The sequence below is a fragment of the Methanothrix harundinacea 6Ac genome (genome assembly GCF_000235565.1).
In the GTDB taxonomy this organism is placed as follows: domain Archaea; phylum Halobacteriota; class Methanosarcinia; order Methanotrichales; family Methanotrichaceae; genus Methanocrinis; species Methanocrinis harundinaceus.
In genome coordinates this window covers 2278965-2292565 of sequence record NC_017527.1, presented here as the reverse complement: position 1 = coordinate 2292565, position 13601 = coordinate 2278965, and the positions used below count along the sequence as shown (strand labels likewise).

General features: G+C 62.7%; 12 protein-coding genes. 5 read left to right on the top strand and 7 right to left on the bottom strand.

Going from position 1 to position 13601, the window contains the following annotated elements; translation table 11 throughout:
- Positions 1-41 precede the first annotated feature (41 nt).
- Positions 42-3491, top strand: coding sequence for a TIR domain-containing protein (locus MHAR_RS12615; protein WP_052301028.1), 3450 nt, complete (start codon positions 42-44; stop codon positions 3489-3491).
- Between the two features lie 57 nt (positions 3492-3548).
- Here the strand turns inward: MHAR_RS12615 and MHAR_RS10800 are convergent, their stop codons facing one another.
- The 6 genes from MHAR_RS10800 to MHAR_RS10780 are packed head-to-tail and all read right to left on the bottom strand — an operon-like array spanning position 3549 to position 8956.
- The gene (locus MHAR_RS10800) at positions 3549-4013 is read right to left on the bottom strand and encodes a nucleoside deaminase (RefSeq protein ID WP_014587651.1); all 465 of its coding nucleotides are present in this window, start codon (positions 4011-4013) and stop codon (positions 3549-3551) included.
- On the bottom strand, positions 4010-5425 hold the full coding sequence (locus MHAR_RS10795; RefSeq protein WP_014587650.1) for a dihydrolipoyl dehydrogenase: 1416 nt from the start codon (positions 5423-5425) through the stop codon (positions 4010-4012). Before MHAR_RS10795 ends, MHAR_RS10800 begins: the two co-directional genes overlap by 4 nt.
- A gap of 50 nt (positions 5426-5475) precedes the next feature.
- Complete coding sequence (locus tag MHAR_RS13070) at positions 5476-5622, bottom strand: YHS domain-containing protein (RefSeq protein WP_081472336.1); 147 nt, start codon at positions 5620-5622, stop codon at positions 5476-5478.
- Positions 5623-5668: 46 nt separating this feature from the next.
- On the bottom strand, positions 5669-8125 hold the full coding sequence (locus tag MHAR_RS10790; RefSeq protein WP_014587648.1) for a heavy metal translocating P-type ATPase: 2457 nt from the start codon (positions 8123-8125) through the stop codon (positions 5669-5671).
- 34 nt (positions 8126-8159) lie between these two features.
- Positions 8160-8678, bottom strand: a complete 519-nt coding sequence (locus MHAR_RS10785; RefSeq protein WP_014587647.1) for a ferredoxin-thioredoxin reductase catalytic domain-containing protein — start codon at positions 8676-8678, stop codon at positions 8160-8162.
- Complete coding sequence (locus MHAR_RS10780; protein WP_014587646.1) at positions 8675-8956, bottom strand: glutaredoxin family protein; 282 nt, start codon at positions 8954-8956, stop codon at positions 8675-8677. Before MHAR_RS10780 ends, MHAR_RS10785 begins: the two co-directional genes overlap by 4 nt.
- A 135-nt stretch (positions 8957-9091) precedes the next feature.
- Between MHAR_RS10780 and MHAR_RS10775 the strand changes: the two genes are divergently transcribed.
- Both MHAR_RS10775 and MHAR_RS10770 read left to right on the top strand, forming a co-directional pair.
- Positions 9092-9829, top strand: coding sequence for a proteasome assembly chaperone family protein (locus MHAR_RS10775; protein WP_014587645.1), 738 nt, complete (start codon positions 9092-9094; stop codon positions 9827-9829).
- A gap of 5 nt (positions 9830-9834) precedes the next feature.
- Complete coding sequence (locus MHAR_RS10770; RefSeq protein ID WP_048145072.1) at positions 9835-10224, top strand: DUF473 domain-containing protein; 390 nt, start codon at positions 9835-9837, stop codon at positions 10222-10224.
- Positions 10225-10317: 93 nt separating this feature from the next.
- Here MHAR_RS10770 and MHAR_RS10765 read toward each other — a convergent pair whose 3' ends face one another.
- Positions 10318-11055 carry an SIMPL domain-containing protein gene (locus MHAR_RS10765; RefSeq protein ID WP_014587643.1) on the bottom strand — a complete coding sequence of 246 codons (738 nt, stop codon included), beginning with the start codon at positions 11053-11055 and terminating at the stop codon, positions 10318-10320.
- A gap of 311 nt (positions 11056-11366) precedes the next feature.
- Here MHAR_RS10765 and MHAR_RS10760 point away from each other — a divergent pair, with 311 nt between their 5' ends.
- Entirely contained in the window at positions 11367-12164 is a 798-nt protein-coding gene (locus MHAR_RS10760; protein WP_014587642.1) for a 2-amino-3,7-dideoxy-D-threo-hept-6-ulosonate synthase, read from the top strand.
- A 268-nt stretch (positions 12165-12432) separates the two neighbouring features.
- A complete protein-coding gene (locus tag MHAR_RS10755) occupies positions 12433-13599 on the top strand; it encodes an ABC transporter permease (protein ID WP_143763403.1) in 1167 nt (388 codons plus the stop codon).
- Positions 13600-13601 lie beyond the last annotated feature (2 nt).

Below are 13601 nucleotides of genomic sequence, written 5' to 3'. Positions count from 1 at the left end.
CGACCGCAATCATGCAAGGGCCGACACATTGGGGATAGGTCATGCCAGCTAACTTCGCCTATGATGTTTTTCTGAGCCATAACTCGCGGGATAAGCCCCAGGTGCGCAAGCTGGCCGAGCGGTTGAAGGAAGCCGGGCTTCGGGTGTGGTTCGATGACTGGGTCATCAAGCCGGGCGACGACATCTACCTGGCCATCGAGGGCGGCCTTGAGGCGGCCCGGGTGCAGGTGCTCTGCCTCTCGCCCGCGGCGCTGGGCTCGGAGTGGGTGACGCTCGAACGCAGCACGGTCCTTTTCCGCGATCCCAGCAATTCCGGCCGCCGCTTCGTCCCGCTGCTGCTGGCTGAGTGCACACTGCCCGACACACTGCGCCGCTACAAGTACGTGGACTTCCGCCAGGAGACGCCAGCCGCGTTCGACGAGCTGCTGGCTGCGTGCAGGGAGGAGGCGGAAGCGGCGGCGCCCGCTCCACGGCCCGAGCCGAAGAAGAAACCGGCGAAGCGGAAGCTCAAGCCGGATAAGCCACCGGAGCGGGCAAAGCCGCTGGTTGTGTCGGAACGCAAGCTCACGGGTCACAAGGGTTGGGTCTATAGCGTGGCCATCAGCCCAGATGGGAAATGGGCGGCTTCCGGCTCAGGTGACAAGACTGTCAAGATCTGGGACCTGGAGACCGGCGAGTGCCTGGCGACGCTGACAGGACATTCAAAAGCTGTGCGGTTCATAGCTTGTCAAACCGATTACGTATTATCGTCTGCAAACGATGGAAAAATCCGAACCTGGGATATCAGGGAAAGAAAGCTGCTTTCGTCGCTTGATTCTAATCTTGGTGAAATTCATTGTGTCAAGGAATTGTCAAACAGGGAGCAACTGTTGGTATGTAGCAGTAATTCGGTAATAACACTATTGGATCGAGGGACAGGCAAGTCTATCCGAAAGTTCCAAGGTCACACTGGGCCAGCCGTTTCAGTTGCGTTGGACGAAACTCATAATCGCTTTGTTTCCGGCTCTTTCGACAGAACGGTCAGGCTCTGGAACTTCGAAACGGGCGAATGCCAGGCGACACTGAAGGGCCATTCGGGAATTGTGCGATCCGTCCAGATCACGCTGGACGGCCAGTTTGCCGTTTCGGGTTCCGAGGACATGACCGTCAAGGTCTGGGACCTGGAAGACGGAACCTGCGTTGGAACGCTGGAAGGCCATCAGAGTGATGTGCATTCGGTCTCCATCTCTCCCGACGGCAGCTTGATCGCCTCCACGGGGTTTATTGACGGTACGGTTCGGCTCTGGGATTGGATGTCGGGGGCATGCTTGCAGGTGCTAGCGTCCGAAGGATGGCCAACTCCGACGTCCGTCGCCTTCAGCCCCGATGGTTCGCGGGTCGTAGTCGGGACATTTGGGGGCGTGATCTACATCTACCGCCTCACCGGTGTACGCGCCGCCCCGTCTGCCGAACCCACACGCCGCTACGTCAACGCCAAGGTGGTCTTGCTGGGCGAAGGTGCTGTCGGCAAGACCTCGCTGGCATATCGGTTGATTGAAGACGAGTACGTGGTGAAAGACCGCACCCACGGCATGAACGTCTGGCCGCTGGAGCTGCCGCTGCCGCCCGACGCAACGATGGACAGTGAGGCGTTGCTCTGGGACTTGGCCGGGCAGGAGGACTACCGACTGATCCACCGGCTCTTCCTCGACGAGACCGCGCTGGCCCTGCTGCTGATCAATCCGCAGAAGGACGATCCCTTCGCCGAGGCGGGCGACTGGCTCAAGGCTCTCGACACGGCAAGCAACCACAAATCGAAATGCGAAGCGGCCCGGCTGCTAATCTTCTCGCAAGTTGACGTCGGATATATGAAGCTCAGCGACGCCAAGATCAAACGGTTTGCCCAGGAGCATGGCTTCGCCAAATGGCTGGCCACCAGCGCCAAGACCGGCGAGAACTGTTCGGACGAGGCGAACGGAGGCCAGCCGTCGAAGCTGAAGCGGCTCATCGCTGACAGCATTCCCTGGGAAAAACTGCCGTGGACTGCCACACCGCTGCTATTGGCCGAGCTGAAGAACGCTCTACTGAAGATGCGCGATTCGGCCGACATCCGCTTGCTCCGCTTCGCTGAGCTGGCGCAGCGGCTGGAGAATACCTTGCCGGGAGAGCAGTTCGACGAGTCCGACGTCCGCACGGCGGTGACGCTCTTGGCCAACCACGGTCTGGCCCTGCCACTGAAGTTCGGCGATCTGGTGCTACTGCAGCCTGAGCTTATGAACGGCTACGCCGGAGCGATCATCCGCCCCGCCCGCGCCCACACCGACGAGATCGGCTGCGTCCTGGAGGACGACATCTACCGGCCGGACTTCGATTTCACGGGCGTCGACCGGCTCGCGCGGCCAGACGAAGAGCTGCTGCTGCGGGCGATGGTGCAGACATTCCTCGATCACTCTCTTTGCATCGCCGAAGATACGGAGCAGGGCAGGCAGCTCGTCTTCCCCTCGCAGTACCGCCGCGAGAAAAACCTCCCGTGGCAGCCCGACGTATTCGTCTCCTATACCTTTGGCGGCGAGTGGCAGACGATCTGGACGACGCTAGTGGTGCGGCTCTGGTACAGTCAGGAGTTCGAGCATCGTGAGCTGTGGCGGAACGCTGCTGAGTTCTCCTCCAGCCGTGGGCACCTGCTGGGCCTAAAGATCGACAACCTGCAGGGCGAAGGCGAGGCGACGATCAGCCTCTTCTTCGACGTTGCGACGCCGGACGAGCTGAAGGTGATCTTCATCGAGTACGTGCATCGTCACCTGGCCAAGTACGGCTGCGACGTAAGGCGGGACCGGAGGTATGTATGCGTCCATTGCGGCACGCCCGTTACGAATCTCACCATAGTTCGAAATCGCTTGGATTCGGGGAAGAATTTCATCACCTGCCAAAACTGCGACGAGCGGGTGCTGTTGATCGATCACATAGAACAGCGACTGAAGAGCGACCCGGTGGCGAGAAAGATCCTGGACATGGAAGAGATTGCCACGCGGGAGCTCGATACGCAGGCGCTGGAGCAGATCCTGATCGGTCACATGATGGCGATTTGCGGTGAGGCGAACCAGGTGTTCCGCCCGGTGAGCATGTTCGATTACGGTATCGATGGCGAGGTGGAATTCAGGGACAACGACGGCCAGCCGAGCGGGAAGAAGATCTACGTCCAGCTCAAGAGCGGCAATTCCTACCTGCGGACGCGCCGGAGAGACGGCCGGGAAGTCTTCGACGTCAAAAAAGACCGCCACCTGCAATATTGGGTCAGTCAGCCCGCCGACGTCTATCTCGTTATCCGTCAGACTGACGAACGAACCAACGGAGGAACAATCCGCTGGATGAATGTTACGCAATACCTCAAGAATCGGGAGGACAAAGAGAGTCGTCAGATCATCTTCGAAGGCGAAACCCTGACGATGGAAGCCGTTTGGAGATTGCGAGATGCGTTTATCCCGCCGAGCGCCAGAACGCCTCAGATTTGAGGGCAGGTGAAAAGCGACTGTCGGACCCACCGACAATGCGACAGGCAAACAAACAGTTCAGTACATCCTCCGCCCCGGCTTCCTCCTCCACTCCTCCAGAACCGCCCGGCACCCCTCCCGATCGAGTTTCACCAGCTCCATCTGCTCCAATTCCGCCTCGCCCCTGATTACGTCGTAGATGAGGCTGTCATCGAAGCCGATCTCGGCCACGTCCTCCCGGGTCGTCCCGTAGACGAGCCTTTTGATCCTCGCCCAGAATATGGCGGCAAAGCACATGGGGCAGGGCTCCGAGGTCGAGTAGATCTCGCAAGTAGAGAGGTCAAAGCTTCCGAGGATCGCTGACGCCTCCCGGATCGCCAGGATCTCGGCGTGGGCGGTGGGGTCGTTCCGTCTCAGGACCTCGTTATGGGCCTTCGAGATGACGACGCCCTCCTGAACGATGACCGCGCCGAAGGGGCCGCCGTCGTCGTTCTCGATCCCGGCCCGGGCCTCCTCCAGGGCGAGGGCCAGAAACTCGTTCATCTTATAATGCCCTCTCTTATGTCCCCTTTCATCTCCTCTTTAGGCGGCAACAGGTTGGCGAAGGCTCGGGCGACGACCTCGCTTGTGGCCGGGTGGATCACCAGAGCCCTCCCGATCGGCCCGCTGTCGCGGTCGCCGGCGTTCATCAGGTAGACGACCTGCTGGACGAGCTCCGCCGCCCCGCTCCCGGCGATGGAGCAGCCGAGGATCCGGCCGTCTCCGGCATTGACGACGACCTTCACCAGGCTCTCCTCCTCCGCCATGGCATACCCCTTGGTGACGTCCCCGTACTCCGCCCTCCCCACCAGGACCTTATATCCGGCGGCCTTCGCCTCCGCCTCCGTCATCCCCACCGACCCCACCTGGGGGTAGGTGAAGACGGCGTGAGGGACGGCGTGGTAGTCCATCTCCCGGCTGGTGGAGCCGAAGGCGTTGTCCCAGGCGACCCTCGCCTCGCGGTTGGCTGTATGCCTGAACATATGCTTTCCGATGGCGTCGCCGAAGGTCCAGATCCCCTCCCGTCTCGTCTCCATCCGGTCGTTCACCACGATCCAGCCGGAGCGGTCGACCTCGACCCCCGTCTTCTCCGGCTTCAGGATGTCGGAGTTGCTCCTCCTCCCCAGGGCGACCATCACCTCCTCGGCGGCGAACTCTCTGACGGCGTCGGAGGCGAGGTCCAGGGCGGATACGACCTTTTTGCCTCCTTTCACCTCCACCTTCACCGCCTCGTGTCCGGTCCTGACGTCGACGTATCTGGAGAGACGTCTCTTTACGATCTCGCAGATCTCGGGGTCCTCGTCCTTGAGAAGCATCCGGTTTCTGCCCAGGATCGTCACCTTCGTACCCAGGGCAGAGAAGAAGTGGGCGTACTCGGAGGCGAGGTATCCCCCGCCGAGGATGATGAGGCTCTCAGGAGGGCGCTGTAGCGAGAGGACTGAGACGTTGTCTAGGTACCCCGCCTCCGCGAGGCCGGGGATGGGGGGGACGAGCGGCCTCGACCCCGAGGCGATGAAGATCCTAGGGGCGGTGATCGTCTCATCGCCGATCTTGATCAGAAAGTCTCCGACGAACTCCCCCCATCCCCGGTACCAGTCGAGGCCCTCGGCCCTCTCGGCGGACCTTTCCATGCCGCGTCTACCCTCATCGACGACGGCGCGCATCCGCCTCATGATGAGGTCGAAGTCGATCCTCTCGACCCGGGCCTCCACCCCGACGGCCCGGGCCGCCTCCAGGGTCCGGACCACGTCGGCGGGGTAGATCAGAACCTTCGAGGGGATGCAGCCGTTGTTGAGGCAGGTCCCCCCCATGGGGCCGTGGTCGACGAGGGCGATCCTCATCCCGGCCCGGATCCCCCGGGAGACGATGATCATCCCGGCGCCGGAGCCGACGACTATGACGTCGTACTTCTTCATCCTCTGACCCCCAATCTTTTGTGGCTCTTTCAGACCTCGAATATCGCCGATCAGCTCTTCAGGTACCTCTCGGGGTCCTTCTCGAAGGCCTTCTTGCACCCTGGGGCGCAGAAGTAGTAGGCTGTCCCTTTATACTCGGTCTTGAACTTAGCCGTCTTCTCGTCGACGGTCATCTTGCATACCGGATCTATAGCCAAAATCTTCACCTCTCAGCGACCTAGAACTATCTCGGCGTTGAAATAATCACCCTCGAGCTACCCTCTTGGAGGGGGGGACGTACCCCTTCAGCAGCAGCGAGAGGCTCACCACCGTCACAGAGCTCGCGGCCATGGCCAGGGCCGCAAACTCCGGCCGGAAGGCGATCCCGAAGGTGGGGTACAGCACCCCCGCCGCCATCGGGATCAGGGCGGAGTTGTAGGCGAAGGCCCAGAAGAGGTTCAGTTTCACCCTCCCGATCACCTTCCGGCTGAGCTCAATCGCCGCCACCACATCCAGGAGGTCGTCTCGGATAAGGACGATCTCGCCGCTCTCGATCGCCACGTCGGTCCCGCTCCCGATGGCGATCCCCACGTCGGCCTGGGCGAGGGCCGGCGCGTCGTTGATCCCGTCCCCGACGAAGGCGACGACCTCGCCCTCATCCTGGAGCCTCTTTATCTCCCGGGCCTTCTCCGAGGGGAGGACCTCGGCGAGGACCCTCTCGATCCCCGTCTCTTTTGCTACGATCCCGGCGGTGGAGGGGTTGTCGCCGGTGATCATCAGCACCTCAAAGCCCATAGCCTTCAGCCGACCGACCGCTTCTACCGAGTTCTTCTTGAGGGCGTCGGCCACCCCGACGACGCCGACGATCCGGCCGGCGAGGGCGACGAGGAGGGCGGTCTTCCCCTCCTCCTCGATCCGGAGGGCGGCCGCCTCCGTCCCCTCAGGGACCTCTATACCCAACTCCCGGAGGAGGATCCTGTTTCCGACGGCCGCGTCCCTCCCCTCGATCTCTGCCAGGACCCCCTTCCCGCCGAGGGCCTCAAAAGAGGTCGCCTCGGCGAGGTCGATCCCCTCGCTTCTCGCCTTTCTCACCACCGCCTCCGCCAGGGGATGCTCCGAATTGGCCTCGATCCCTCCGGCGATCCGGAGGAGCTCCCTCTCGTCGACCCCGAAGGGGAGTATATCCGTCACCTCCGGCCTCCCCACGGTGAGGGTCCCCGTCTTGTCGAAGACGACGGTGTTCAGCTTCTCGGAGGCCTCCAGAGCCTCGCCGCTCTTCACCAGGACCCCCAGCTCCGCCGCCCGGCCGATCCCGACGGTGATGGCGGTGGGGCTCGCCAGGCCGAGGGCGCAGGGGCAGGCGACGACCAGGACCGATATGGTGGCAGTGAGGGCGAAGAGGAGGGGGTCGCCGGGGACGAGGTCTGCGAGGACGAACCGCCATAGGAGGAAGGTGGCGGCCGCCACCGTCAGGACCGCGGGGATGAAGAGGGCGACGGCCCGATCCGCCATCCTCTGGATCGAGGGCCTAGACCCCTGGGCCTCCTCCACCAGGGCGATTATTTGAGCCAAAGCCGTCTCCCTTCCGACCTTAGAGGCCTCGAACTTTATCGCGCCGTTCTTGTTTAGGGTCCCGCCGACGACGGCGTCCCCCCTACTCTTCTTGACCGGGATCGGCTCGCCGGTGATCATCGCCTCGTCGACGTAGCTCTCGCCCTCCAGCACGACGCCGTCGGCGGGGACCTTCTCCCCCGGCCGGACGAGGATCACGTCGCCGACGAGGAGGTCGGCGGCTGCCACCTCCACCTCCTGGCCGTCCCGGAGGACGGTGGCGGTCTTGGGCTGCAGCCCCATCAGCTTCTTGATCGCCTCGGAGGTCCTCCCCTTCGCCCTCGCCTCCAGGTACCTCCCCAGGGTGAGGAAGGCGGCGAGGAAGACGGCGGTCTCGTAGAAGATGAACTGGTCCGTCAGGAGGATCCCGAAGGTCCCCATCACGCTCGATATGAAGGCGACACCAATCCCCATGGAGTACATGACGTCCATCGTCAGAGACCGATGGCGGAGGGCCCGGAGACCCGCCGAGAAAATAGGCCGGCTGAGGTGGATGAAGACGGGGGTGGATATGACGAGCATGAAGATCGGCATCGGGACTGGAAGGCGGAGGTGGGCCATATCGATGATCATCAGAAAGGAGCCGACGGCAAAGCCCACCGCCGCCCTTCGCTTCTTATCCCGGAGGTCCCTCTCCCGCGCCTCCCTCTCCCTCCCCTCGCTCTCCTCCCCGGCGATCCCGAGGTACTGGTATCCCGCCTCCTCGATCGCCGCCCTCATATCGGCGACGGAGGCGATCCTGGGGTTGTAGGTCACCCTGGCCCTCTCGTCCCCCAGGTTGACGGCGACCTCGACCACCCCCTCCACCTCCCCGATCGCCTCCTCCACCGAGGAGACGCAGGAGGCGCAGATCATCCCCCCCACCTTCAGGGAGACCCGCTCGTTGACGACGGCGTATCCTGCATCCGATACCGCCCTCTCCAGGTCCGCCAGCCTGGCCTTCGAAGGGTCGAGCTCCACCATGGCGGTCTCCTTTCCCAGGTTCACCCTCGCCTCGGAGACCCCCTCCACCTCCATCAGGGCCTCCTCGACGGCGGCGGCGCAGGATGCACAGGTCATCCCGGATATCTGGAGCTCTGCCCGCTTCTTCCCCCCTGACCTCTCGTCCATCGTCCCTCACCTCCCTCTCCCTTCGGACCTGCCATCAGAGGAACCGCTCGAACCGATCGACCTTGGCCTTGCAGATGGGGCAGACCCCCGGAGGCTCGTCTCTGGCGCAGAGGTATCCGCAGACCCTGCACCTCCAGACCGGGTAAGGGAGGGCGGAGAAGGCCTCCCCCGACGGGGCGGATAAAGCCTTCGCCGCCCTCGCCCTCTCCTCGGGAGATGGCCTCCTTTCGGGGACGGCCGAGAGATCCCGCTCTCCGGCCAGGACCTCCTCGGAGACGTATAGGGCGCAGTAGCAGGCACCGTACTCGTTCAGATCCTGGTCCCGATAGTCGCAGGGGCATATTATGTCCAGGTCTTCGTCCCTGTCGCCGGAGGCGAGCCTGCAGGGGCATGAGGGGTAGCCGTATCTCCTCTCGTTCACCAGGAGCCCCCGGACGAGGCTCGTCGTAAAGTCGAGGTCTGGGTTGAGGTGGTAGCCCATCTCCTCCGCCTCCCGGTCCAGCTGCTCGCGGAGGTTCTCTCCCTCCTCTCGAGATGGCTCAAAGGCGGTCATACTCCCAGGGCCTCCTTCATCTCCCTCTCTTTGAACCCCACGATGGACTTATCGCCGCCTATGACCGTGGTGGGGAAGGTGACACTTGGATTGTGCTTCTTTACATCTTCCAGGGTTCTATCCCTTTCATCCCCCTCCAGAAGGTCGACGTAGACGTATCTGAACTTCGCTCCCAGCCTCTCCAGGAGCTTCTTGGTCTTGTGGCACCAGACGCAGGTGCTGAGGGCGTAGAGGGTTATATCGCCCCGGTCCTCTCCCTCGACGCGTTCGAATCCCATAGAATCACACCATCTCCGAGATTTGCTCTTCATCTTAGGCGGTGATGGAATTAATAAGTTGTTACAGCAAGTCTCCTCCTCTTGAAGGGCGATGACCGATGCTCTTATCACCCATCAGTGGACAAAGATATTTTCATGACTGACGAAGTCCAGGTCAGGGCTGAAGCGCCCCGATCCGAGAGCCCCGTCGTGATCGAGGGGTTTCCGGGGATCGGGCTGATCGGAAATATCGCAAGCCAGTACGTCGTCAACAAGCTGGAGATGGACTACCTCGGCGCCATAGACTCCCGGTTCTTCCCGCCGATATCCGTCCTGGTGGGGGGGGTCGCCCACATGCCGGTGAGGATATACGAGAAGCCGGAGCTGGGGGTGGTGGTGGTCAGCTCGGACATCCCCGTCCACCCCGCCGCCTCCTACGACCTAGCCCGGGGGATCGTATCCTGGGCGGAGTCGATAGGATCGAGGGAGATGGTCTGTCTCGCCGGGATTACGGTGATGGGCGACCAGCAGCGGGTCTTCGGGGCTGCGACCAACAGGGAGATGCTGGAGAAGATCAGGGGAGAGGTGGAGGTCTTCGAGTTTGGGACCATCTCTGGGATATCGGGGTCCGTCATGAACGAGTGCCTCCTCCGGAAGATGCCGGCGATATGCCTCCTGGGGGAGACCCACAGCATGGCCCCCGACCCCCGGGCGGCGGTGGTCACCGTCAAGATGCTCAACACCCTCTACGGCCTCCAGGTTGATACGACGGATCTGGAGGAGAGGGCGGAGGAGATCGAGCTGCAGATGCAGAAGCTCGCCGATCAGGTGCAGAGCACCTCTGCGGAAGAGGTTCCGGGCAAGAGGGAGCTGCAGTTCCCGATGTACGGGTGATGAAGATGGAATGCGTTGCACTTACTGGAATATCAAGGCCGGTGATCAGGGAGCTATTGACCAACGGGATCAGGACCCTGGAGATCAGGAGCCCCGGCAACTTCCTGGCCCTCCTCCAGACCAACCCCGGGGACGTCATATTCCTGACGGAGGCGAGCGGACCCGACATCGTAGCCGGGACTGGGGGGATGCTGACCAGGGTCCGGGAGATCCAGGTGGTGACCCACAAGGTCGTCCAGGCGGGAGCCGACTTCTACGAGGAGAGGGAGTCTCAGGCGGCTCGGGTCCAGCTCGTGATCGTCGGCCACGGCAGGGTGAGGCGGGTGAAGAGCCTCAAGATCGGGTCCCCGACGGTCCTGGAAGTCGACAGCGTCTGCTACTACGATGCAGGTTAGGCTGGGTGCCGACCCTCCATTATCCAAGGCAAAACGGCTCTTGTGCGGGCCGGAAAAAATGATGGGGGTCCGCTCGAGGGCGGGACCCCTACCTCAGGCCGGAGCTTCGACCAAGTCCTTGATCTCATAGGTGATGGTGACCGTCGCCGTCACCTTGACGTCGCCGGGGGCTATCGGCGTCGCCGCCCCCGCATCGGCGGCGAAGAAGACCTTGCTCTCCGCCATCGGGATCGGGGCCGATCCGCCCTCAGAGATCGATAGGATCCGGCCGAGGCTCACCCCGGCGGCCTCGGCGATCACCGCCGCCTTCCCCATGCCGTCGAGGACGGCCTCCTCCAGGGCCTCCTCCCGGACCGGGGTCGGGTCCCGGAGGCCGAAGGATACGCCATCGATGGTGTTGGCTCCGGCGCCGACGGCGGCGTCGATGATCCCGCCCACGTCCACCTCATCGGTGAGGTTTAGGGTGAAGGTGACCCGGTTTGAGACCTCGAAGATGACCTTCTCGGACTGTCTCCCATCGATCCAGTCTCGGGTGGGGTAGATCGAGTAGCTGGAGGTCTTTATCTCCTCCTCGGGGACCCCAGCCGCCTGGAGGGCCTCGATGGAGGCGGCCATACGTCGGGCGTTATCGTCCGCCGCTTTGGCCGCGCTCTCGTCCCTCGTCTGGACTCCAAGAGTTATCGTCACCGAATCGGAATCGGCAGTCGCTTCTCCCGTCCCCGATACCGTCAGGGTCGATACGTCTCCGCTTTCATAATTCTCTCCTAGTGCGTTGCCAGAAGAGGCGGAAAGCACCATAATTCCCAGCAGAAGGGCTTCAAAGATCTTCATGAATAAACCCCCATAAATGATAGATCCGAAAGTAATTAAATAAATCGGTCGGTCTTCGGCCGCGGGTGGAACCAGAGGATCCCATCAGCTATGAGGGGGATCGTCAGGTGGACCGCCCTTTGAAGGATCATCCATCTCCTGAGACCTCCAGACCCCGGCGAGATGGCCGTTAGTCTCCATAAGCTCTCTCCAGCTGCCGGATTCGACAAATCGCCCCCTCTCCAGGACCTGGATCATTACCGAGGAGAGGTTTTGCCCTCCGGAGATCCAACCACCATCTTTTAATCTCGACTCCTCGATCCCCTTCACCCATGAGGAACGTCGGAAAGTCCATCAGGATGGAGAGGATCTTCAACAGAAGGACGGGGCGGACGGTCATCGTCCCCATGGACCACGGGCTGACGGTGGGGCCGATACAGGGGCTGATAGACCTCCAGGAGGCGGTGGACAAGGTGGCCGAGGGCGGGGCGAACGCCGTCCTCGGCCACATGGGCCTCCCCCTCTTCGGCCATCGGGGGTACGGCCGGGACGTGGGGCTGATCGTCCACCTATCCGCCAGCTCCAGCCTGGGGCCCGACCCCAACCACAAGGTCCTCGTCACCGAGGTGGAGGACGCCATCCGGGTCGGCGCCGACGCCGTCAGCATCCACGTAAACGTCGGGGCGGAGGACGAGGCCACGATGCTCCAGGACCTGGGACGGGTCGCTCGGACCTGCGACGGCTGGGGTATGCCCCTCCTCGCCATGATGTATCCGCGGGGGACGAAGGTGAAGTCGGAGCACGACGTCGAGTACGTCAAGCACGCCGCTCGGATCGGGGCTGAACTGGGCGTCGACATAGTCAAGACCAACTACACCGGATCTCCTGAGACCTTCCGGGAGGTGGTCAAAGGCTGCAGCGTACCGGTGGTGATCGCGGGCGGCCCCAAGATGGATACGGAGCACCAGGTCCTGGAGATGGTCTACGACTCGATAAAGGTCGGCGGAGGCGGCCTATCCATAGGAAGGAACATCTTCCAGGCCAAAGACCCGACCCTCTTCGTCAGGAGGCTCTGCAAGATAGTCCACGAGGACTACTCGGTGGATGAGGCCGAAGAGGTCGCCCTCTGAGGGGCCGGCCATCTTTTATCTCCGCTCCAGGGCCGTCAGCGGCCCGCCGAGGGCCAGGGGGGCGGCCCGCCGCCGTAACCCTCGATCCCCCAATCAGCCTGGGGAGTAGGGGGAGGTTGAGGGCAGGAAACCCACTTCTGAGGATTGAGCTTCCGAGAGCTTGATGGCTTCGGCGGTCCCCCGCCGTTCCTCGGTCCAACGCCGATCTCTATAAATAAGATCCTAAGAACCCAGGATTGGCGTTGCCGCCCCGGCCGCGCCGGAGAAGGTGGGACCCTTGCTCGAGCTCTTCGTCGCGATGAAGCACATAAGGACCAGAAAGAGGCAGACCCTCCTCGCCGTCGGCGCCGTCGGCCTCGCCGTCGCCATCATCATCGTCTTCCGGGCCATCATGAACGGCAGCATCGATACCTTCTTCAGCCTGATATTCGAGCTGGCCCCCCACGTCCTGGTCCTCCCCAAGGAGGGGGAGGAGTACATATACCTTTACAAGACCCTCATCGAGTTCGTCTGGACTATCCCCGGAGTCGCTGCGGTATCTCCCGCCCTCAGCGGCACGGCCGCCCTCGCCTTCGAGGGGAACGTCGAGAACGTCGAGATGACCGGGGGCGTCCCGGCGGAGATGAACAAGGTGATGAGCATCGAGAAGTACATGATAGAGGGGGATTTTTACTCGATCGCGAGCGGAAGAAGGGTGGTCCTGGGGGATAAGGTGGCGGAGAAGCTGGGGGTCAAGATCGGCGAGGGGGTCGTAGCCAGCTTCCCGGACGCGAAGACGATGAACCTGGTGGTGGCGGGGATCTTCAGAACGGGGGTCGAGGAGTGGGACGGCGCCGCCTTCGTCTCCCTTGGTACGGCCCGGGAGTTTGTAGGGGATGGGGACGTCATAAACTACATCAACATCCACCTCCAGGACCCCTACCAGGCCGACGCCGTCGCCGAGGAGATCTCCGCCCGCGGCTACGAGGCGGAGAGCTGGCGGAGCCTCTTCCCCGAGTTCGAGAAGACCCTCGCCTTCGAGACCCTCTCCAACAACCTGATCCTCGCCCTCGTCCTTCTCATCGCCTCCTTCGGGATCGCCAACGTCATGAACATGCTCGTCCTGGAGAAGACGAGGGACGTCGGGATGCTGATGGCGATGGGGGCGGACAGCTCCGCGATCAGGAGGATATTCGTCATCGAGAGCGGCATACTGGGGCTCGCGGGCGGGATCGCCGGAAGCGCCTCCGGCTACCTCATCTCAGCCTATCTCCACAGCCTCCAGATAACGATTACCGCGCCCAATGCGCCCCAGCCGATAGTCTTCAAGTTCCTCGTCGACCCCTTCGACCTCATCGCCTTCCCTCTTCTGGCCCTGGTCCTGAGCATGATCGCCGGGGTCTACCCCGCCCACCGAGCATCCCAGCTGGACCCGGTGGTCGCCCTCCGAGGTTGAGA